General features: G+C 56.5%; 19 protein-coding genes and 5 tRNA genes. 16 read left to right on the top strand and 8 right to left on the bottom strand.

Features of this window, described 5'->3' with window-relative positions; translation table 11 throughout:
• Nucleotides 1-10: 10 nt before the first annotated feature.
• From UTO39_RS05565 to UTO39_RS05490, 16 genes are all read left to right on the top strand, one after another.
• Entirely contained in the window at nucleotides 11-889 is an 879-nt protein-coding gene (locus tag UTO39_RS05565; protein WP_061097289.1) for a metal ABC transporter substrate-binding protein, read from the top strand.
• 129 nt (nucleotides 890-1,018) lie between these two features.
• Entirely contained in the window at nucleotides 1,019-1,516 is a 498-nt protein-coding gene (pncC, locus tag UTO39_RS05560) for a nicotinamide-nucleotide amidase (protein WP_061097290.1), read from the top strand.
• 89 nt (nucleotides 1,517-1,605) lie between these two features.
• Entirely contained in the window at nucleotides 1,606-2,664 is a 1,059-nt protein-coding gene (recA, locus tag UTO39_RS05555; RefSeq protein WP_028014189.1) for a recombinase RecA, read from the top strand.
• A 68-nt stretch (nucleotides 2,665-2,732) separates the two neighbouring features.
• The gene (gene recX / locus UTO39_RS05550; RefSeq protein WP_028014188.1) at nucleotides 2,733-3,233 is read left to right on the top strand and encodes a recombination regulator RecX; all 501 of its coding nucleotides are present in this window, start codon (nucleotides 2,733-2,735) and stop codon (nucleotides 3,231-3,233) included.
• Nucleotides 3,234-3,364: 131 nt separating this feature from the next.
• Nucleotides 3,365-5,992, top strand: coding sequence for an alanine--tRNA ligase (alaS, locus tag UTO39_RS05545; protein ID WP_048957171.1), 2,628 nt, complete (start codon nucleotides 3,365-3,367; stop codon nucleotides 5,990-5,992).
• A gap of 241 nt (nucleotides 5,993-6,233) precedes the next feature.
• Complete coding sequence (gene csrA, locus UTO39_RS05540; RefSeq protein ID WP_000906486.1) at nucleotides 6,234-6,419, top strand: carbon storage regulator CsrA; 186 nt, start codon at nucleotides 6,234-6,236, stop codon at nucleotides 6,417-6,419.
• Between the two features lie 342 nt (nucleotides 6,420-6,761).
• A tRNA-Ser gene (locus tag UTO39_RS05535) sits at nucleotides 6,762-6,854 on the top strand.
• Nucleotides 6,855-6,858: 4 nt separating this feature from the next.
• Nucleotides 6,859-6,935, top strand: a tRNA-Arg gene (locus tag UTO39_RS05530).
• A gap of 64 nt (nucleotides 6,936-6,999) precedes the next feature.
• Nucleotides 7,000-7,076, top strand: a tRNA-Arg gene (locus UTO39_RS05525).
• Nucleotides 7,077-7,140: 64 nt separating this feature from the next.
• Nucleotides 7,141-7,217 (top strand) — tRNA-Arg (locus tag UTO39_RS05520).
• Between the two features lie 160 nt (nucleotides 7,218-7,377).
• Nucleotides 7,378-7,454: transfer RNA gene (locus UTO39_RS05515), tRNA-Arg, on the top strand.
• A gap of 125 nt (nucleotides 7,455-7,579) precedes the next feature.
• Nucleotides 7,580-8,146 carry a fructose-1-phosphate/6-phosphogluconate phosphatase gene (gene yqaB, locus UTO39_RS05510; protein ID WP_320726682.1) on the top strand — a complete coding sequence of 189 codons (567 nt, stop codon included), beginning with the start codon at nucleotides 7,580-7,582 and terminating at the stop codon, nucleotides 8,144-8,146.
• Nucleotides 8,143-8,571: a YqaA family protein gene (locus UTO39_RS05505; RefSeq protein WP_008499541.1), complete on the top strand. Its 429-nt coding sequence runs from the start codon at nucleotides 8,143-8,145 to the stop codon at nucleotides 8,569-8,571. Before yqaB ends, UTO39_RS05505 begins: the two co-directional genes overlap by 4 nt.
• Nucleotides 8,572-8,654: 83 nt before the next feature.
• Entirely contained in the window at nucleotides 8,655-10,199 is a 1,545-nt protein-coding gene (gene gshA, locus UTO39_RS05500; protein WP_320726681.1) for a glutamate--cysteine ligase, read from the top strand.
• Nucleotides 10,200-10,352: 153 nt separating this feature from the next.
• Nucleotides 10,353-10,868, top strand: a complete 516-nt coding sequence (gene luxS / locus UTO39_RS05495) for an S-ribosylhomocysteine lyase (RefSeq protein WP_008499539.1) — start codon at nucleotides 10,353-10,355, stop codon at nucleotides 10,866-10,868.
• A gap of 54 nt (nucleotides 10,869-10,922) precedes the next feature.
• Complete coding sequence (locus UTO39_RS05490; protein WP_320726680.1) at nucleotides 10,923-11,687, top strand: helix-turn-helix transcriptional regulator; 765 nt, start codon at nucleotides 10,923-10,925, stop codon at nucleotides 11,685-11,687.
• Here UTO39_RS05490 and leuA read toward each other — a convergent pair.
• From leuA to proV, 8 genes are all read right to left on the bottom strand, one after another.
• Nucleotides 11,674-13,329, bottom strand: a complete 1,656-nt coding sequence (leuA, locus tag UTO39_RS05485; RefSeq protein ID WP_320726679.1) for a 2-isopropylmalate synthase — start codon at nucleotides 13,327-13,329, stop codon at nucleotides 11,674-11,676. The genes UTO39_RS05490 and leuA overlap by 14 nt on opposite strands.
• Nucleotides 13,330-13,425: 96 nt before the next feature.
• Complete coding sequence (gene emrB / locus UTO39_RS05480; protein ID WP_028014182.1) at nucleotides 13,426-14,973, bottom strand: multidrug efflux MFS transporter permease subunit EmrB; 1,548 nt, start codon at nucleotides 14,971-14,973, stop codon at nucleotides 13,426-13,428.
• Between the two features lie 16 nt (nucleotides 14,974-14,989).
• Entirely contained in the window at nucleotides 14,990-16,162 is a 1,173-nt protein-coding gene (emrA, locus tag UTO39_RS05475) for a multidrug efflux MFS transporter periplasmic adaptor subunit EmrA (protein ID WP_061097297.1), read from the bottom strand.
• A 128-nt stretch (nucleotides 16,163-16,290) separates the two neighbouring features.
• A complete protein-coding gene (gene mprA / locus UTO39_RS05470; protein WP_061099626.1) occupies nucleotides 16,291-16,821 on the bottom strand; it encodes a transcriptional repressor MprA in 531 nt (176 codons plus the stop codon).
• Between the two features lie 315 nt (nucleotides 16,822-17,136).
• Entirely contained in the window at nucleotides 17,137-18,321 is a 1,185-nt protein-coding gene (locus tag UTO39_RS05465) for an MFS transporter (RefSeq protein WP_151412884.1), read from the bottom strand.
• A 192-nt stretch (nucleotides 18,322-18,513) separates the two neighbouring features.
• Nucleotides 18,514-19,509, bottom strand: a complete 996-nt coding sequence (proX, locus tag UTO39_RS05460; protein ID WP_320726678.1) for a glycine betaine/L-proline ABC transporter substrate-binding protein ProX — start codon at nucleotides 19,507-19,509, stop codon at nucleotides 18,514-18,516.
• A gap of 9 nt (nucleotides 19,510-19,518) precedes the next feature.
• Nucleotides 19,519-20,580 (bottom strand): glycine betaine/L-proline ABC transporter permease ProW, encoded by a 1,062-nt coding sequence (gene proW, locus UTO39_RS05455; RefSeq protein WP_320726677.1) that lies wholly within the window; start codon nucleotides 20,578-20,580, stop codon nucleotides 19,519-19,521.
• Nucleotides 20,573-21,775 (bottom strand): glycine betaine/L-proline ABC transporter ATP-binding protein ProV, encoded by a 1,203-nt coding sequence (proV, locus tag UTO39_RS05450; protein ID WP_320726676.1) that lies wholly within the window; start codon nucleotides 21,773-21,775, stop codon nucleotides 20,573-20,575. Before proV ends, proW begins: the two co-directional genes overlap by 8 nt.
• Between the last annotated feature and the right edge of the window lie 231 nt (nucleotides 21,776-22,006).

Genomic DNA, 22,006 nt, shown 5'->3' with positions numbered 1-22,006 from the left:
AGGGGAAACGATGAAACGTACAGGATTAATTATGGCGCTTGCGCTGGGGATGATGTCGCATAGCGTGATGGCGAAAACGCTGAATGTGGTCACCAGCTTTTCGATACTGGGGGATATCACCCAGGAAGTTGGGGGCGATCGCGTGAACGTGACGACGCTGGTGGGGCCGGACGGCGATCCGCACACCTTCGAACCGTCACCAAAAGACAGCGCGGCGCTGAGCAAGGCTGACGTGGTGGTGGTCAACGGACTGGGGCTGGAAGGCTGGCTCGACCGCCTGGTGAAAGCCTCCGGGTTCAAAGGGCAGCTGGTCGTCGCCTCAACCGGGGTGAAAACCCACACGCTTGAGGAAGATGGAAAGACCGTGACCGACCCGCACGCCTGGAACAGCGCGGCGAACGGTGCGCTGTATGCACAAAATATTCTGAACGGGCTGGTGAAAGCCGATCCGGAAGACAAAGCGGCGCTGGAGGCTTCAGGAAAACCGTACATTGCGCAACTGACTCAGCTGGACAGCTGGGCCAAAACGCGCTTTAGCCAGATCCCGCAGGAAAAACGCAAAGTGCTGACCAGCCATGACGCATTCGGCTATTTTGGCCGCGCTTACGGCGTAACCTTCATGGCACCTCAAGGACTCTCTTCCGAGAGCGAAGCCAGCGCGGCGCAGGTGGCGGAGATTATCAAGCAGATTAAAGCCGACGGCGTGAAAACGTGGTTTATGGAAAACCAGCTCGATCCGCGCCTGGTGAAGCAGATTGCGTCGGCGACCGGCGCACAGCCGGGCGGCGAACTCTACCCGGAAGCCCTGTCGGCCAAAGGTGGGGTGGCAGACACCTACGTTAAGGCGTTTCGCCATAATGTCGATACGATTGCGAGCAGCATGAAGTAACATTTCTCCAGCCGGTGCGCCCGTACCGGCTTTTTTCTGAAGCCCCCTCGTAAAACCTGAAGCGCATCCCCATATTAGACGAGAAAGTGCTATCTTGTGCTGCACGTTTTTCTCAAGCCTGGAGCAAGAATGACTGACCATGAATTGATGCAGCTTAGCGAGATCGTTGGCCTTGCCCTGAAGCAGCGTGGCGCGACAATTACTACCGCGGAATCCTGCACCGGCGGCTGGGTGGCGAAAGCGATTACCGATATCGCCGGCAGTTCCGCCTGGTTTGAACGCGGCTTTGTGACCTACAGTAACGAAGCTAAGGCGCAGATGATTGGCGTGCGCGAAGCCACGCTGGAACAGCATGGTGCGGTCAGCGAACCGGTTGTCATTGAAATGGCCATTGGCGCGCTGAAAGAGGCGCGGGCAGATTACGCCGTTTCCATTAGCGGTATCGCGGGGCCGGACGGCGGCAGCGACGTGAAGCCTGTCGGCACCGTCTGGTTCGGGTTTGCCACGTCCAAAGGGGAAGGGATCACCCGCCGGGAGTGCTTCAGCGGCGATCGAGAAAGCGTGCGGCGGCAGGCTACCGTTTATGCGTTAAAAACGCTCTGGCAACAATTTCTACAAAATACTTGATACTGTATGACTATACAGTATAATTGCACCAACAGAACAGAAGTCCATGGTGAAGCGCAGTTGCTTCTCCCGGCATGACAGGAGTAATAATGGCTATCGACGAAAACAAACAGAAAGCGTTGGCGGCAGCACTGGGCCAGATCGAAAAGCAATTCGGTAAAGGCTCCATCATGCGCCTGGGTGAAGACCGTTCCATGGATGTGGAAACTATCTCCACCGGTTCGCTTTCTCTGGATATCGCACTGGGCGCGGGCGGTTTGCCGATGGGCCGTATCGTAGAAATCTACGGTCCGGAATCCTCAGGTAAAACGACTCTGACCCTGCAGGTTGTTGCAGCGGCGCAGCGCGAAGGTAAAACCTGTGCGTTTATCGATGCCGAGCACGCGCTGGATCCAGTGTATGCCCGTAAGCTGGGCGTTGATATCGACAACCTGCTGTGTTCCCAGCCGGACACCGGTGAGCAGGCGCTGGAAATTTGTGACGCGCTGGCACGCTCCGGTGCGGTTGACGTGATCATCGTCGACTCCGTTGCGGCGCTGACGCCAAAAGCGGAAATCGAAGGTGAAATCGGTGACTCTCACATGGGCCTCGCGGCACGTATGATGAGCCAGGCGATGCGTAAGCTGGCCGGTAACCTGAAGCAGTCCAACACGTTGCTGATCTTCATCAACCAGATCCGTATGAAAATTGGTGTGATGTTCGGTAACCCGGAAACTACCACCGGTGGTAACGCGCTGAAATTCTACGCTTCTGTCCGTCTGGATATCCGCCGTATCGGCGCGGTAAAAGAGGGCGAGAACGTGGTCGGTAGCGAAACCCGCGTGAAGGTTGTGAAGAACAAAATCGCAGCACCGTTCAAACAGGCTGAATTCCAGATCCTCTACGGCGAAGGCATCAACTTCCTCGGCGAGCTGGTTGACCTGGGCGTGAAAGAGAAGCTGATTGAAAAAGCGGGCGCCTGGTACAGCTACAACGGTGACAAGATTGGTCAGGGTAAAGCGAATGCTATCTCCTGGCTGAAAGAGAACCCGGCTGCGGCGAAAGAGATTGAGAAGAAGGTGCGTGAGCTTCTGCTGAACAACCAGGACTCCAAACCTGATTTCGTGGTGGATGCCGCGGATGCTGAAGAAACCAACGAAGACTTTTAAGTTTCTCGTGTAAAGATGAAGGGCTGCTGACGCGGCCCTTTTTGCATTTCTGATTCTGCAGGTTTTTTATGAGTGAACCGACATCACGCCGACCCGCCTACGCGCGCTTGCTGGATCGTGCGGTACGCATTCTCGCCGTGCGCGACCACAGTGAACAGGAGCTGCGGCGGAAGCTGTCAGCGCCCGTCATGAGTAAAAACGGGCCGGAAGAGATTGATGCCACTGCGGAAGACTACGACCGCGTGGTGGCTTGGTGCTATGAGCATCATTACCTGGACGATGACCGCTTTGCCTCGCGTTTTCTCGCCAGCCGCGGCCGCAAGGGCTACGGCCCTGCGCGCATCCGCCAGGAGCTGAACCAGAAAGGGGTAGCCAGGGAATCCATCGAAAAAGCGATGCGCGAAAGCGACACCGACTGGTGCGAGCTGGCAAAAGAGCAGGCTATTCGTAAATACGGCGAACCGCTGCCGCGTGAATTTTCAGAAAAAGTCAAAATCCAGCGCTTTTTGCTCTACCGCGGCTTTCTGATGGAAGATATTCAGGATATCTGGCGTAATTTTGCCGATTGAACGCATGCGGGATTTTACTTCCCACTAAAGAAAACTTATCTTATTCCCACTTTTTCCAGTAGCTGGTCTGTCCAACGGTTTACCGATACAGGCTGGCTACGACATTTCGTTAGCTTGATTTCAGGATAATTATGAGCAAGAGCACCGCTGAGATCCGTCAGGCGTTTCTCGATTTTTTCCATAGTAAGGGACACCAGGTTGTTGCCAGCAGCTCCCTGGTACCGAACAACGACCCGACTTTACTGTTTACCAACGCCGGGATGAACCAGTTCAAGGATGTGTTCCTTGGTCTCGACAAGCGTAATTATTCCCGCGCCACAACCTCACAGCGTTGCGTGCGTGCGGGCGGTAAACACAACGACCTGGAAAACGTCGGTTACACCGCGCGCCACCACACCTTCTTCGAAATGCTGGGTAACTTCAGCTTCGGCGACTACTTCAAACACGATGCCATTCAATACGCGTGGGAACTGCTGACCGGTGAAAACTGGTTCAACCTGCCGAAAGAGCGTCTGTGGGTGACCGTCTACGAAACCGATGACGAAGCGTTTGAAATCTGGGAAAAAGAAGTGGGTATCCCGCGCGAGCGTATTATTCGCATCGGCGATAACAAAGGCGCGCCATACGCGTCTGATAACTTCTGGCAGATGGGTGATACCGGTCCTTGCGGTCCGTGCACCGAGATCTTCTACGATCACGGCGACCACATCTGGGGTGGCCCTCCAGGCAGCCCGGAAGAAGACGGCGATCGCTATATTGAGATCTGGAACATCGTCTTCATGCAGTTCAACCGTCAGGCTGACGGCACCATGGAGCCGCTGCCGAAGCCGTCCGTTGATACCGGTATGGGCCTGGAGCGTATCGCCGCGGTTCTGCAGCACGTTAACTCCAACTACGAGATTGACCTGTTCAGCACCCTGATCAAAGCCGTTGCAGAAGTGACCGGCGCGACCGATCTGAACAACAAATCGCTGCGCGTTATTGCAGACCATATTCGTTCCTGTGCGTTCCTGATTGCTGACGGCGTCATTCCGTCGAATGAAAACCGTGGCTACGTGCTGCGTCGCATCATTCGCCGTGCGATCCGTCACGGCAACATGCTGGGCGCGAAGGACACCTTCTTCTATAAACTCGTTGGGCCACTGATTGGCGTGATGGGTTCAGCCGGTGACGAGCTGAAACGCCAGCAGGCGCAGGTTGAGCAGGTTCTGAAAACCGAAGAAGAGCAGTTTGCCCGTACGCTGGAGCGTGGTCTGGCGCTGCTGGACGAAGAGCTGGCGAAGCTTAAGGGCGACACGCTGGATGGCGAAACTGCTTTCCGCCTGTACGACACCTACGGCTTCCCGGTTGACCTGACGGCGGACGTTTGCCGCGAGCGCAACATCAAGGTTGATGAAGCCGGTTTTGAAGCCGCGATGGAAGAGCAGCGTCGTCGTGCGCGTGAATCCAGCGGTTTCGGTGCCGACTACAACGCGATGATCCGCGTTGATAGCGCGTCTGAATTCAAAGGTTATGAAGCGCTGGAACTGACCGGCAAAGTAACCGCCCTGTTTGTTGACGGTAAAGCCGTAGACAGCATCAGCGCGGGCCAGGAAGCTGTCGTCATTCTGGACAAAACCCCGTTCTATGCGGAATCTGGCGGTCAGGTTGGCGATAAAGGCGAACTGAAAGGTAACGGCTTTAGCTTTAGCGTAAGCGACACCCAGAAATACGGTCAGGCGATTGGTCACCAGGGCAAACTGGTTTCCGGTTCTCTGAAAGTGGGCGAGGGCGTACAGGCTAACGTTGATGAAGCACGCCGTGCACGCATTCGTCTGAACCACTCAGCAACCCACCTGATGCACGCAGCCCTGCGCGACGTGCTGGGTACCCACGTTGCTCAGAAAGGCTCTCTGGTTAACGATAAAGTGCTGCGCTTCGACTTCTCGCATTTTGAAGCGATGAAGCCGTCTGAAATCCGCGCGGTGGAAGACCTGGTGAACGCGCAGATCCGTCGTAACCTGCCAATTGAGACCCACATCATGGATCTTGAGGACGCGAAGAAAAAAGGTGCGATGGCGCTGTTTGGCGAGAAATATGACGAGCGCGTTCGCGTGCTGAGCATGGGCGATTTCTCTACCGAACTGTGTGGCGGTACTCACGCCTCGCGCACCGGTGACATCGGCCTGTTCCGCATCGTTTCTGAATCCGGTACGGCGGCAGGTGTGCGTCGTATTGAAGCGGTGACCGGTGAAGGCGCAATCGCCAGCCTGCATGCGCAGAGCGATCAGCTGCACGACATCGCGCAGTTGCTGAAAGGCGATAGCCAGAACCTGGGCGAGAAAGTGCGCGTTGCGCTGGATCGTACCCGTCAGCTGGAAAAAGAACTCCAGCAGCTGAAAGAACAGGCTGCGGCGCAGGAGAGTGCAAACCTCTCCAGCAAGGCGGTAGACATTAAGGGCGTCAAACTGCTGGTCAGCGATCTGGCGGGCGTTGAGCCTAAGATGCTGCGTACTATGGTCGACGATCTGAAAAACCAGCTTGGTTCTACGGTTATCGTGCTGGCGACGGTAGCAGAAGGTAAGGTTTCTCTGATTGCGGGCGTCTCTAAGGATGTGACCGACCGCGTTAAAGCAGGGGAACTGATTGGTATGGTCGCCCAGCAGGTGGGCGGTAAGGGTGGCGGTCGTCCGGACATGGCGCAAGCCGGTGGTACGGATGCGGCGGCACTTCCTGCAGCATTAGCCAGCGTTGAAAGCTGGGTGAGCGCGAAACTGTAATAACTACAAAGCACAATCAGACGCCATAGCGGTAACGTTATGGCGTCTTGTTCACTGTGCTATCGATAACGATAAAGTCAGGTTGAGTTTGTGTATATCGGCTAAACTTACGTTTAACAGAATGTGATGCCGTGACTGCTTACACTTTACGTGTTTGTCATCGCTTACTTTTTGGCGTTATATGATGGATAATGCCGGGATACAAGAGACCCGACTCTTTTAATCTTTCAAGGAGCAAAGAATGCTGATTCTGACTCGTCGAGTTGGTGAGACCCTCATGATTGGGGATGAGGTCACCGTGACAGTTTTAGGGGTAAAGGGTAACCAGGTACGTATTGGTGTTAACGCTCCTAAAGAAGTATCTGTCCACCGTGAAGAGATCTACCAGCGTATCCAGGCTGAAAAATCCCAGCAGTCCAGTTACTGATATTGTCGCGTCTCGCTGTCGGGCGAGACGCAACCCTCCCGCTATTTTTCCTGCTCAAAGTTACCGTTTAATTTCAATCGCTCTCTTTTTAACCACTCCGTTACTCTTTACTCGTCTCAATACCGCTATTTCGACAGATGTTTTCTGTGGTGTTGCCTGCAAAATCCGCTTATAAAACACCCTCTTTGCGGCTTTTACATGCGAATTGCGTGTGATTTGTGCAAACGATAAAAGCTTTTGGAAAATTGTTTGACTTATAAGTCCCAGAAAGTAATATATGCGCCACGCAGCGACGAGAAGCTCTTAACGAGTAACTCGAAGCACTCGAAAGAGGCGTTGTGTGGTGAGGTGGCCGAGAGGCTGAAGGCGCTCCCCTGCTAAGGGAGTATGCGGTCAAAAGCTGCATCCGGGGTTCGAATCCCCGCCTCACCGCCATTTTGCATCCGTAGCTCAGCTGGATAGAGTACTCGGCTACGAACCGAGCGGTCGGAGGTTCGAATCCTCCCGGATGCACCATCTATTACTTCATATTGCTTTCGAAGTGATATGAATATCGAGCAGTACAGTAGTAAATCCCGATGCATCCGTAGCTCAGCTGGATAGAGTACTCGGCTACGAACCGAGCGGTCGGAGGTTCGAATCCTCCCGGATGCACCATTTATTACTTCATATTGCTTTTGAAGCGATATGAGTATCGAGCAGTACAGCAGTAAATCCCGATGCATCCGTAGCTCAGCTGGATAGAGTACTCGGCTACGAACCGAGCGGTCGGAGGTTCGAATCCTCCCGGATGCACCATATTCTCCGAGATAACAGCGATGCTGTTGTTTTAAGGTCTGCGAGTTAATCGCAAGCACCAGGGAGGATAACGTTGCTTTAGCAACGGCCCGAAGGGCGAGGCGCAGCCGAGTAATCCTCCCGGATGCACCATTTACTGTTTCTAAAAGCTTTCCCTGATGCATCCGTAGCTCAGCTGGATAGAGTACTCGGCTACGAACCGAGCGGTCGGAGGTTCGAATCCTCCCGGATGCACCATCCCTTCTGTTATTCCCTTCGATGTTTAGTTCTTAATCACTCTCGTAGTTATCACTTCTCAATCAGCGACAAAAACCACCTTTTACGATAAAGTAATGCTTTGTTAATCGTTTAGCGAGAGCACGATGTACGCACAGTATGACGGTTTGATCTTCGACATGGATGGCACCATCCTCGATACTGAACCCACGCATCGTCAAGCCTGGACCGAGGTCCTTGGCCGCTACGGCATGCGTTTCGACCTTCAGGCGATGATTGCCCTCAACGGATCCCCAACCTGGCGTATTGCGCAGGCCGTGATTGAACTGAATCAGGCCGATCTCGACCCACACTTTCTCGCGCGTGAAAAAACCGATGCGGTAAAAGCCATGCTTTTAGATACCGTACGCCCTCTGCCACTGATTGATGTGGTAAAAGAGTGGCACGGGCGTCGCCCGATGTCTGTCGGGACGGGCAGCGAGAGCGCGATAGCAGAAGCGTTGCTCAACCATCTTGGCCTGCGCCACTATTTTTTTGCCGTAGTGGCCGCCGATCATGTTAAAAATCACAAGCCCGCACCGGACACCTTCCTGCTCTGCGCAGAATTAATGGGCGTCCCGGCGGCAAAATGCGTCGTGTTTGAAGATGCCGATTTCGGTATTCAGGCCGCGCGTGATGCCGGAATGGATGCGGTGGATGTGCGCTTACTGTGAGTGACGCGCTGTCACTCGCCTCATTATTCGCCAGCAGTTTTCTAAGCGCCACGCTGTTACCGGGAAATTCGGAAGTGGTGCTGGTGGCGATGCTGTTGTCCGGCGTTAGTCAGCCCTGGCTGCTTGTATTAATAGCAACAATGGGTAATAGCCTTGGAGGGCTGACTAACGTTATTCTTGGGCGTTTCTTTCCGCTGCGCGAAAAATCGCGCTGGCAGGAAAAGGCAGTCGGCTGGCTAAAACGCTATGGCGCTGCCACGCTGTTATTAAGCTGGATGCCTGTAATAGGCGATTTACTGTGTCTGTTGGCGGGATGGATGCGCATCTCCTGGGGACCGGTGCTCTTTTTTTTGTGCCTTGGCAAGGCGTTGCGCTATGTTCTCGTGGCGTGGGCAACACTACAGGGTATGACGTGGTGGCACTAATTGGTGGAATGAATACGCGACCTTCAATCGTCAACCATTACAATTATGCTGAGTAACATTACTTTGACAGGCGGGAGGTCAATTTGATCCCGGACGTATCTCAGGCGCTGGCCTGGCTGGAAAACCACCCTCAGGCTCTGAAGGGTATTCAGCGTGGTCTTGAGCGTGAAACGCTGCGCGTTAACGCGGACGGTAGCTTAGCGACTACGGGTCACCCGAAGGCGTTAGGCTCGGCGCTGACACATAAATGGATCACAACCGATTTCGCTGAAGCGCTGCTGGAGTTCATTACGCCGGTGGACGGCGATATCGATCATATGCTGACGATCCTGCGCGACATCCATCGCTACACCGCGCGCAATCTCGGCGATGAGCGTATGTGGCCGCTCAGCATGCCGTGCTATATCGAGCAGGGCCAGGAGATTGAGCTGGCGCAGTACGGCACGTCAAACATTGGCCGGCTGAAAACGCTCTATCGCGAAGGTCTGAAAAATCGCTACGGCGCACTCATGCAGACGATCTCTGGCGTACACTACAATTTCTCTTTGCCGATGGCGTTCTGGCAGGCGAAGGGGGGAGAAACGGATAAAGAAGCGATCTCCGCCGGTTATTTCCGTCTGATCCGCAACTATTACCGTTTCGGCTGGGTGATTCCGTATCTGTTTGGCGCATCGCCTGCCATTTGCTCATCGTTCCTGCAGGGGAAACCGACCACGCTGCCGTTCGAAAAGACGGAGTGCGGAATGTACTATCTCCCGTACGCGACTTCTCTGCGCATGAGCGATTTGGGCTATACCAATAAATCGCAAAGCAATCTCGGTATTACGTTTAACGAATTGCACGAATATGTGGCAGGATTGAAGCGGGCGATTAAAACTCCGTCGGAAGAGTACGCGAAAATCGGCCTCGAAAAAGACGGAAAGCGCCTGCAAATCAACAGTAACGTACTGCAGATCGAAAACGAACTGTATGCGCCAATTCGTCCGAAGCGCGTAACGCGCAGCGGCGAAACGCCGTCGGATGCGCTGCAGCGCGGCGGCATTGAATACATTGAAGTGCGCTCGCTGGACATCAACCCGTTCTCACCGATTGGCGTTGACGAACAGCAGGTTCGCTTCCTGGATCTGTTTATGGTCTGGTGCGCGCTGGCGGATGCGCCGGAAATGAGTTCAGACGAGCTGCTCTGTACGCGCACGAACTGGAATCGCGTGATTCTGGAAGGCCGTAAACCGGGTCTGACGCTGGGCATTGGCTGTGAAACGGCGCAGTTCCCGCTGGCTAAGGTGGGTAAGGATCTGTTCCGTGACCTGAAGCGTGTTGCCCGGACAATGGACAGCATCGACGGCGGCGACGCGTATCAACGGATTTGCGACCAGCTGGTGGAATGCTTTGATAACCCGGAACTGACGTTCTCTGCGCGCATTCTGCGCTCAATGATCGAGCAGGGGATTGGCGGCACGGGGCGTTCACTCTCAGCGGAGTACCGTGAGATCCTGATGCAGGAGCCGTTAGAAATCCTGAGCGAGGCGGATTTTGTCGCGGAGCGCGATGCGTCCGTGGTGCGTCAGAAAGAGGTTGAAGCGGCGGATACGGAGTCGTTTGAGGCGTTTCTGGCGAAGCAGGCTTAAGCAGAAAAGAAAAAGGCCACATCGCTGTGGCCAAAATATACATCTCTGAATTCAGGGATGATGATAACAAATGCGCGTCTTTCATATACTCAGACGTGCATTCTGTAGAAGAGTTCAGTTTATTTTAAAAAAAATCACTATCGGAGGTGACGTATGCCGTTATTAGATAGCTTTACTGTCGACCATACCCGTATGGAAGCACCTGCAGTCCGCGTGGCGAAGACCATGCACACCCCGCACGGCGACACGATCACCGTCTTCGATCTGCGCTTCTGCGTGCCGAATAAAGAAGTGATGCCGGAGAAAGGCATTCACACCCTGGAACACCTGTTCGCCGGTTTCATGCGTGACCACCTGAACGGCAACGGCGTTGAGATCATCGACATCTCTCCGATGGGCTGCCGTACCGGCTTCTACATGAGCCTGATTGGTCAGCCGGAAGAGAAACGCGTCGCCGATGCGTGGAAAGCGGCGATGGAAGACGTGCTGAAGGTGAAAGAGCAGAACCAGATCCCTGAGTTGAACGTTTACCAGTGCGGAACTTACCAGATGCACTCTCTGGAAGAAGCGCAGGAAATCGCCCGTCACATCATCGAGCGTGACGTTCGCGTAAACAGCAACGAAGAGCTGGCCCTGCCAAAAGAAAAACTGCAGGAACTGCACATCTAGTACATCTTTTCCCTCTCCCTCAGGGAGAGGGTAGGGTGAGGGTGGTTTAACCCCATGACCACAACCGCAACCTTCTCCTTTACCCATCGTCCCCTCGTTCCGTTTGCCCATGATTACGTTCACGGCGACAGCGAGCCGTGGCATGAGCACGACTGCGCGCAGCTGCTGCACAGCCTGACGGGCGTCGTGCGGGTCGATACCGCATCCGGCTGCTGGGTAGTGCCGCCCGGGCGCGGCGTCTGGCTACCTGCGGGAACGCAGCACTCGCTTCGCATCACCGGCAACGTTGCAGCCCGCACGCTGTTTATCGATCCGCTGGCGCGGGCCGATCTCCCGGCGACCTGCCAGATCGTGCAGATCTCCCCGCTGTTGCGCGAGCTGATCCTTACCTCCCTGACGCTGCCGGAGTCGTACTCGCCGGGAAGCCGTGACGAGCGCGTATATGAACTCATTCTGGATGAAATTCGCATTATGCCGGTGCTGCCGTTTCATCTGCCGGAGCCGGAAAGTGAGGCGTTACGTCACCTGTGTCTGCAAATCCGGCAAAACGCGGGGGAAAGCTGGAGCAGCGCGCAGGCCGCTAGCATGACGAACATGAGCGAGCGCACGCTGAACCGCCATTTTCAGCATCAGACCGGGTTAAGCTACGGAGAATGGGTGAGAAGGGCGCGCCTGCTGGAAGCCTTAGTGCGGCTGGCGCAGGGCCAGCCGGTGCTGCGCGTGGCGCTGGACCTGGGTTATGGTAGCCACAGCGCCTTTACCGCGATGTTCCGCCGGGCGATGGGCGTCTCCCCCAGCGATTACTTTAAGAACGACTGACCGCGTTAAGCAGCGCCTGAAGCGACGCGCGCGCCACGTCGCTGTCAATGCCCACGCCCCAGCTGCTGGTTCCGTCCTGGAACAGGCAGCGAATATACGCCACCGAGCGGCTGTCGCTGCGTTCGCCTAACGTATGCTCGTGATAGTCCTTAATCACAAACGGCGCGTTGACCCAGCGGCTCAAACCCTGCGCGGCAGCGGAAAGCAGCCCGTTGCCCTGACCTTCAAGCTGGCGCGTTCCCCCCTGCGTATAGATGCTTGCCGTCAGCCGCAGTTGCCCATCCTGCTGGCCGTCGCTGCGGTAGGATTGCAGCGCCAGCTGCGGCGTGGTTACCAGCCCATAGCGGGTGCGGAACAGCTGCCACAGCGCGTTCTGCGTCATCTCTTTTCCGTGGCGATCGGTTTCCTGCTGCACGTGCTGGCTGAAATCCTGCTGCAGGGCACGGGGCAGTTTCAGCCCATGATTTTGCTCGATAAGCCACGCGCTGCCGCTTTTCCCCGACTGGCTGTTTACGCGGATCACCGCTTCGTAGGTGCAGCCGATATCCTGCGGATCGACGGGCAGATAGGGCATCTCCCAGCGATCGCCAGGCCTGCGGGCATCAAAGCCTTTCTTGATGGCATCCTGGTGCGAGCCGGAGAAGGCTGTATAGGCCAGCCGTCCCGCCCACGGATGGCGCGGGTGCACCGGCAGCTGATTGCAGGCTTCCACCACTTCGACCACCCGGTTCATGTCGCTAAAGTCCAGGTTCGGGCTAATGCCCTGGCTGTAGAGATTCATCGCCAGCGTCACCAGACAGACGTTGCCCGTGCGCTCGCCGTTGCCGAACAGGCAGCCCTCCACGCGGTCCGCGCCCGCCATCACGGCCAGCTCGGCGCTGGCGACGCCGGTGCCGCGGTCGTTATGCGGATGCACGCTGATGCACACGTCGCGGCGGCGGCTAAAGTGGCGGCAGAAATACTCGATCTGGTCGGCGTAGACGTTGGGCGTGTTGACCTCGACGGTAGCGGGTAAGTTGATCACCATGGGCCGCGCGTCGCACGGCTGCCAGATCTCCGCCACGGCTTCACAAATCTCCAGCGCAAACTCCGGCTCGGTAAAGCAGAAGGTTTCCGGGGAGTACTCGTACTGCCAGCGGGTTTCAGGATTCTCTTCACACAGCTGGCGGATAAGCCGCGTGGCGCGGGTGGCCAGCTCGACGATCTGCGCTTTCTCCATGCCGAACACCAGGCGGCGGAACAGCGGGGCGGTGGCGTTATAGAGATGGACGGTGGCCTGCTTTGCGCCGCGCAGGGATTCGAAAGTGCGATGAATGAGATCTTCCCGCGCCTGAGTTAACACCTGAATCGTGACGTCATCCGGGATGCGGTTCTCTTCGATAAGCTGGCGGACAAAGTTGAAGTCGGTTTGCGAGGCGGACGGGAAGGCGACCTCAATCTCTTTAAATCCGCAGCCCAGCAGCAGATCCCAAAACTGCAGCTTGCGCGCGCTGTCCATCGGCTCGGCAAGCGCCTGGTTGCCGTCGCGTAAGTCGGTCGAGAGCCAGCGCGGCGCGCGGGTGATGGTCTGCTCCGGCCAGCGGCGGTCGGGCAATGAAACGGTGGGATAAGGCTGGTATTTGTCGGCGGGTGTGCTCAGCATGATGCGCTCCTGTTGTCTTTTCACTATCGTGAATTGATTTCAGGAGCGCTGCTTTATCGAAACTGACAATCGCTGTCGCGTACTGGACAACACGAATTAGTGCGCGCCACCGCCGCCACCGCCGGCGCCAAACGGCGGTCTGGCAAACCACACCAGCCCCAGCAGGACGATGAAGATCCCCGCCGATATCCAGAAAATCTCGTTTGCCGAGATAATCAGCCCCTGGTTGGTGATCTGCTGGGCAATCCAGCCGGATGCCTGCTGCTCCGTCATCCCCATGCCCTGAAGCTGACTGTACATCTGCTGGGCATTCGGATTGTACGGGTTCACCGCTTCGGTCAGCTGAGCGTGGTGCATCGATTCACGGTTGGTCCACAGGGTGGTGGTGATTGACGTCCCGATGGAGCCCGCCAGCGTACGGGTGAAGTTCGACAGGCTCGACGCCGCCGCCAGACGCTCAGGCGGCAGCCCAGAGAGCGTAATGGTGGTCAGCGGCATAAAGAAGCACGCCACCGCAAAGCCCTGAATGAACTGCGGCCACGCCGAGGCGCCAAAGTCCATTCCCGGCTCAAAGGTATACGCGCGCCAGTAGAAGCACACGGCGTACATAATGAAGCTGAACGTCACCAGCCGACGCATGTCGAGCTTGTGGGCGAAGCGGCCAATAATCGGCGACAGCAGGACCGGGATCACCCCAACGGGCGCCGAGGCCAGGCCCGCCCAGGTCGCAGTATAGCCATACACCTCCTGCAACAGCTGCGGCAGCAGAACAATCGCGCCGAAGTAGAGCATATAGGCGAGGCTGATACACAGGCAGCCGATGGTAAAGTTTCGCGATTTGAAGAGCGAGAGATCGACAATCGGGTTGTCGTCCGTCAGCTCCCAGACAATCAGGAAGCTTATCGACACCACCGCGACAATGGTCAGGATGATGATTTCCTGCGAGTTGAACCAGTCGAGCTCTTTACCGCGGTCGAGCATGATCTGCAGGCTGCCGATGCCCAGGATCAGCAGCGCCAGCCCGATGCTGTCGATACGTCGCTGTTCGGTCCGCGTCTCTCGTCCCCGCAGCGATTGCAGCGTCATCAATACCACGACGGCGCCAATCGGTACGTTGATGAAGAAGATCCAGCCCCAGTGATAATTATCGCTGATGTACCCGCCCAGAATCGGTCCGCAGATAGGCGCGACGATAACGGTCATAGACCACAGCGCCAGCGCGACCGAACGTTTTGCAGGGGGGTAGTTGCTCAGCAGCAAACTCTGCGAGAGGGGGATCAGCGGCCCGGCGACAATCCCCTGAATGACGCGGAAGAAAATCAGCATCGTCAGGCTGCTGGACATGCCGCACGCCCAGGAGGCAAGAACAAACGCCACCGTGGACCAGAGGAACAGCTTCACCTCACCGACGCGCTTCGCCAGCCAGCCGGTGATAGGGATGGAGATGGCGTTTGCCACCCCAAACGAAGTAATGACCCAGGTCCCCTGGCTCAGCGACGAGCCAAGGTTACCGGCGATGGTTGGGATCGCCACGTTTGCGATGGTGGAGTCCAGCACCTGCATGAATGTCGCCAGCGACAGCGCAATGGTCATAATGACCAGCTGCGCGCCTTCCAGCGGTTTTTGCGGCTTTTGCTGTTGCATAACGCTCACCTTCGGATTAACCGGCGTTTGCCTTCACGATGTCATCGATCAGCTTGTTGACCGGATCGAGGCTAATTTCACGGGCGTTACTTTCATAAGCTGGCGTGCTTCGCACCTGGCTTGCGAGGATCTGACCGTCGCGGTTGGCGGTATCCACCGTCACAAGCGTTGAGAGGCCGATACGCAGCGGGTGATCCGCCAGCTGTTTGGCATCCAGCTCGATACGCACGGGCAGACGCTGAACCACTTTGATCCAGTTACCGGTGGCGTTTTGCGCAGGCAGCAGGGAGAAGGCGCTGCCGGTCCCCATATCCAGACCCACCACTTTCCCCGTGTACTTCACGTCATCGCCGTAGATGTCGCTGACGACCGTCGCGGTCTGGCCGATACGCATATGGGCAAGCTGCGTCTCTTTAAAGTTGGCGTCTACCCACAGGTTGTCTGCCGGCACAACCGCCATCAGCGGCGTGGTTGGGCTAATCTGCGCCCCTGGCTGGACGGAACGGCGGGAGACGTAGCCGGTCATCGGGCTGACGATTTTAGTACGCTGCAGGGCAAGCCATGCGTTGCGTACTTCGGTCGCCGCCTGCTGTACGGCGGGCTGGTTTTCGAGGCTGGTGCCGAGCACCATCGCCTGGTTGGCGTTGTACTGTTGAATCGCCACGTCCAGCTGTGCCTGTGCGCTGGCAACCGCGTCGCGCGCGTGCTGCAGCTCTTCACGGCCAATCAGGTTAGCGGTGCCGAGCGGTACACGGCGGTTCAGGTCGCTCTGCGCCTGAGCGAGTGCGGTTTTCTGCACGTCGATGTTGGCCTGCAGCTGTTTACTGTTGATCATCAGCTGGCGGGTCTGACGGACGCTGGAGGCCAGCGCGGTCTGGGCTTTCTCAAAAGCCTGCTGGGCGTCGGTCGGATCGAGGGTCACCAACACATCGCCTTTTTGCACAAAGTCGGTATTGTCAGCCCAGACTTTCGTCACGCTGCCCGACACCTGCGCCATAATCTGTACCTGGTTCCCTGCCACGTATGCGTCGTCAGTCTCTTCTGCATGACGCAATACTAAAAACCAATAGATCCCATATGCCACGGCAATAATAATAAAGAGCAAGGTCAACAGAAGAAGGGCACTTTTACGTTTGCCTTTCTTATTGGCCGGTTGCTGCGGGGTAGTGCTCTCCGCATTTGCGCTCATTGTTGTTCTCCACGATCTTCTTATTTTCACATCGGCTGAGCCGACCTGTTGTCAGAAAGGCCAGCAGTGTGACGTGCTGGCCTGTCGGTTTTCTTTTATAAATCTGGATTGTTGAGCGTGTCGTCGCGTTAGCGCAGCGCCTCAAGAACGGCGCCTTCTTCATCCATCTGGTCCAGACGGGTGAGCAGCTTGCGAGTGATGTGCTCAAGCTGGTCGCGCTCGGCGGTGCTGAGGGCAGACCAGAGTTTGTGCAGGCAATTGTGCTGAGGTGGCAGCACCTCGCGCAGGAACTGGTGACCTTTATCGGTCAATTGCAGATGCAGGCAGCGGCGATCGTTATCGCTTTCACGGCGCTCAATCCAGCCGCGCTTTTCCAGCTCATCGGCAATACGGGTCGCATTGGTACGGGACGATCCCAGCGCGCAGCTCAGCTCAGAAGGCTGAATGCTGTGGTTTTCCTGAGACTCCAGCGTAATCAACGCCATAAACAACGTCTCGTTAATCCCTTGAGCTTTCAGCATTTTATTACGATTTTCCAGCAGCTTACCCTGCATGTGCATGCACAGGCGGGTCAGCAGGATTTCCTGATACGGGAAGTCCTCATGACGACTGGCGCGGAATTTAAGCATTTGTTCAATGGGCGTAAACGAACTATCCATTTTGGGCATAACCTCATTAATTACAGCCGATATAGTAACGATGGTGACAAATAATGTAAATGAATTATTTGTGCGGTTATATCCGCCAAACGAATGCCACCATCAGAAAGCGCCGGGTAAGTCCGTGACCCGGTGAGCACAGAAAGCGTAGGGTATAAACCCGCTGAAGAGAGGATGTGGGGACGGGGGTCTGAACTATTCATGCCAATTGTAGATATGTCACCCACATTAAAATTTCTGGGATAAATGATTACGTTTACATTAACAGACTGCCGGGCCCCTTTACACCCTAAGAGGCCCAAAGCAATGTAAAACTTAATGAATTGCTTCCTGACGATGGTAGCCGCGCCACCATACAACCAGGTTAAGCGCGGCGACGATTGCCCCTATCCCGCACACGCCTGACCAGCCGGCATGCTGCCACGCCGACGCTGAAATTAACGAACCCGCCGCACCCCCAATGAAGTAGCTGGTCATGTAACCGGCCGTGAGGCGGTTACGCGCCTCGGGCTTCACGCGGTAAATCACGGTCTGGTTGGTGATATGAACGCCCTGTACGGTGAGGTCGAGCACCAGAATACCGACGATCAGCGCCAGCACCGAGACGTGCCCATACCAGATGGCCGCCCAGGAGAGCAGGAGCAAAATCAGTCCGGCTGTCGTGGTCATGTGCGATTTGCCTTTATCAGCCAGCCCGCCTGCCGGGCGAGCGCCCAGCGCGCCTGCAGCACCGGCCAGGCCGAACAGACCAATCACCCCTTCGGAATAATTGAACGGCGGCGCGGCCAGCAGAAACGCCATCGACGTCCAGAGAATGCTGAAGTTAGCGAAGGTTAAACATCCCAGCAGGGCGCGGGTGCGCAGCAGTTTATCCTGCGTGAACAGGCTAAACACGGAGGCCAGAAGCTGCGGGTAATTCAGGTGGTTCTCCTGCTTCACCTTCGGCAGGCCGCGCCACAGCGCCAGCGCCATCACCACCATCAATACGCTCGCCACCCAGTAAACGGTGCGCCAGCCGCCGAGGCTTGCCAGCAGCCCCGCGACGGTACGCGCCAGTAGGATCCCGAGCAGCAGGCCGCTCATAATGGTGCCGACCACCTTGCCGCGTTTTTCCGGCGAGGCGAGCGTTGCGGCGAGAGGCACCAGGATTTGCGCGACGACGGAGAAAAGCCCCGTTAGCGCGGTACCGACGATCATCATCGTCAGCGACTGGCTGCTGGCGGTGATCAGCATGCCGCCTGCCGCCAGAAGCGTCATCGAAACGATCAGCATCCGGCGCTCAAACATATCGCCGAGCGGCACCAGGAACAGCAGCCCGGCGGCGTAGCCAAGCTGTGCTGCCGTCACGATGAAGCCAGCGGAGCTGGCAGAGAGATTGAACGCGCGGGCGATAGTGTCGAGCAGAGGCTGCGCGTAATAGTTGCTGGCGACCGCCAGACCCGTTGCCACGGACATTAAAAGGATAAGTGCGGGGCTAAGCCCTTGAGTTGTTTTCGTCATTGGTTTCAGGAATCGTTAGTTAAGTGATTATTTTTCCGGAAACCATAATAACCAATGATTGTGAATGTTGGGGGATTGTTACGTGCTGGATTGTGCGGTTAATGCCCCTCACCCCAGCCCTCTCCCCAAAGGGGAGAGGGTGTATAAAGTTCCCTCTCCCCTTTGGGGAGAGGGTTAGGGTGAGGGGGGGTTTTACTTCTGCGCCTCAAGCGCCTCTTTTACCCAGCCGTCGAACTGCTGCTGGTGGGCTTTGATCCAGCCGTCCACGTGGCCTTTGACATCCGTCTCAGAGGATTTGCCCGCGTGCATCATCGCATTCTGGGCGTTGATGTCCGCCAGCGGCAGCTTCATCACCGAGAACAGCTTCGCCGCCGCCGGGTTTTTCTCGGCCCAGGCTTTGTTAGCCACAATGTGCATGGTGTTCACCGGGAAGCCATAGTTCATGCCGTTCGGCAGCCTGGTGTCGATATCTTTCTGCTCGCCCGGCAGGGAGGAGAACGGCACCTGCAGCCACACCACGTCTTTACCCGGCTTCAGCACGTCGCTCACCCAGTACGGAGTCCAGGTGTAGTAGATCACCGGCTTGCCCTCTTTAAAGCGGGCAATGGTGTCGGCCATCATCGCCGAGTAGTTGCCGTGGCTTACGTCGACGGTCTTTGCCAGGTCGAAGGCTTTGTTCTGGTGGTTAATCACCGCTTCACAGCCCCAGCCCGGCGAGCAGCCCATCATGTCGGCCTTGCCGTCACCGTTGGTGTCGAACAGTCGGGCGATCTTCGGATCTTTCAGCTGCTCAATATTGGTGATGTGGTACTTATCCGCGGTTTTCTTGTCGATCAGATAACCCTGAGCCGCACCCGTCACGAAGGTCCCTTCGCGATAGAATTTCTTATCCCCACCGGCGGCGGCATACATGTCGTCGTGCAGCGGCTGCCAGTTCACGGCGGTAAAGGTAGCGTCGCCGGAGGCAATCGAGGTGTAACCCACGTTGTAATCCACTTCGCTCGGCGTGTTGACCGTATAGCCCAGCTTCTCCAGCGCGCGGCTGACGATCAGGGTCTGGAAGCTCTCTTCCGAAATGGTGCTCTGCACCGGCTGCACGGTAATGCCTTTGCCCGGCAGGTCAGCGGCAAACGCGCTGGTGGAGACAAGGGTGGCAAACGCGGTAGCAAAAAGTACGCTCTGTCGCATCGTTGTTCCTTATTTTGTAAATGGGCGGGTCAGTAACCCGACAGGGCCGGTGGTGTACCAGCGACGGTTGCCGCGACTGCGTGAATCACGACCGACAGCCTGGGTCAGGCGGTCAAGAATAATGGCGAGGATCACAATCCCGACGCCGCCGACGGTGGCCAGCCCCATGTCGAGACGGCCAATGCCGCGCAGTACCATCTGACCTAACCCGCCAACGGCAATCATCGAGGCGATCACCACCATCGACAGGGCCAGCATCAGCGTCTGGTTAACGCCCGCCATAATGGTCGGCATCGCCAGCGGAAGCTGAACCTTAAACAGCATCTGGCGCGGGCTGGCGCCGAACGAGCGCGAGGCCTCAATCAGATCCGCCGGCACCTGGTTAATCCCCAGGATGGTCAGACGGATAATCGGCGGCAGGGCGAAGATAATGGTCACCACCACGCCCGGCACGTTACCGATGCCGAACAGCATCACGATAGGCACCAGATAGACGAACGCCGGCGTGGTCTGCATCGCATCCAGCAGGGGACGAATAATCTTCGCCGCCCGCGGGCTGCGCGCCAGCCAGATCCCCATCGGTAGCCCGATGACGATGCAGAAGAGCAGGGCGGTCAGCACCAATGCCAGGGTGATCATCGCCTGCGACCACGCGCCAATCGCGCCGATGGCGATCAGGGAGATCAGCGTGGCGATGCCCATCCCCGCGCTGCCGAACTGCCATGCGATCAGAGAGAACAGGATAATGGCTACCGGCGCAGGCATGCCGAGCATCAGCTGCTGGAAGCCGTTCAGGATGTAATCCACCGGGACGCGGATCCCCTGGAAGACCGGGCGGAAGTGGGTGACCACCCAGTCGATCCCCTCCGTGACCCAGCTGTCCAGCGGGATCAGCGTTTTATGAAACGGATCCATGATGTTGAAGTGTTCTGGCGCAGGCGCGGGCCCGCTGTTCAGCCAGTCCGCGCCGCCGCCGTCGGCAGGTGCAGGTGTGGAGCCCCACGCGTCGGCGGATTGCGCAGCGCCGTCCGCTGCCTCAGCGGTGCCCCACGGGTTAGTTTGGTCAGCCATTGTTTGCCCCCTCGCGATCTAAAGCCTGCAGCAGCATCCGTTTGGAGATGATGCCAACGTACTGTTGTTCCTCCCCCACGACCGGCACGGCGCACGGCGCCTGGCCCACGTGAGAGAGCAACTCGCTGAGCGGCGTTTCGGCGTCCACGGCAAGCGGAGCGTCAATTAACGCCGCATCGATGCCCTGACTTTCGTTAAGCGCGGTTTTCAGGGAGTCGATGGAGACAACGCCGACAAACTTATTGCCGCGTTCAACCAGATAACCATATTCACGGTCTTCGTCCTGCAGCAGCTTAAGCGCGGAGCGCGGGCCGAAGCCTGGCGTTTTACGGATAATGCCGTTCGGCGTTCGGCGGGCAATATCTTTGGCGCTAAACACCTGGCTAATATCCACGCCGCGGAAGAAGGTGCGCACGTAATCATTCGCCGGATTATTGAGAATTTCATCCGGCGTGCCGACCTGCACCACCTCTCCGTTTTGCATAATGGCAATACGGTCGCCAATACGCATGGCTTCATCTAAATCGTGGGAAATAAAGACAATCGTTCGCTGATGTTTAGCCTGTAATTTTACCAGCTCATCCTGCATCTCGGTGCGAATTAACGGATCGAGGGCGGAGAAGGCTTCATCCATTAATAATATGTCTGGATTAATGGCTAACGCGCGGGCTAATCCGACGCGCTGACGCATCCCGCCGGAAAGTTCATCCGGATACGCGTGAGCATAATTTTCGAGCCCCACCTGACGCAGGGCATCCAGGGCTTTTTCCTGACGTTCCTGAGCGGGCATACCGGCTAATTCCATGCCGAAGGCGGTATTATTCAGCACCGTCATGTGTGGCATCAGCGCGAATGACTGAAACACCATTGCGATCTTCTTTCTGCGCACCTCGCGAAGCTCTGCGTCTGATATTCTGGCGATATCCACGCCGTCAATCAGCACCTGTCCGCGGGTGGGTTCAATCAGGCGATTGAGAAGGCGAACCATAGTGGATTTACCCGAACCGGATAACCCCATGATGACAAAAATCTCGCCTTCTTCAATGGCCAGACTGGCGTCTTTAACGCCAAGCGATAGCCCGGTTTTTTCCAGAATTTGCTCTTTCGAAAGGCCTTTCTCAATATATTTGAATGCGCGCTGCGGGTGCTCGCCAAATATTTTATAAAGATTTTTCACTTCTAATTTAATTGCCATGCAATAGAGAGTGTCCTGTTATTTGTTTATGTCGATATGATTACCATGGTAAATTGTTAACGGGCATAACCCTAACATACTCAGAATCTGAGACAACCCTGAGTTGGCCTGATGCCGTAATTTTGCGATAAGCGAAACGGCTGAATTTCCCATGAATAAAGGGCTGAGGGCGGTTTGAATTTTTCTCAATTTTTTGCTGCTGCGTCGGGAAATTCGCCTGAAACGGTGTGA

The organism is Enterobacter sp. 118C5 (genome assembly GCF_034107645.1).
Taxonomy (GTDB): domain Bacteria; phylum Pseudomonadota; class Gammaproteobacteria; order Enterobacterales; family Enterobacteriaceae; genus Enterobacter; species Enterobacter nematophilus.
The sequence above is the reverse complement of the archived record's forward strand: the minus strand, read 5'-3'. Positions and strand labels throughout refer to the sequence as shown.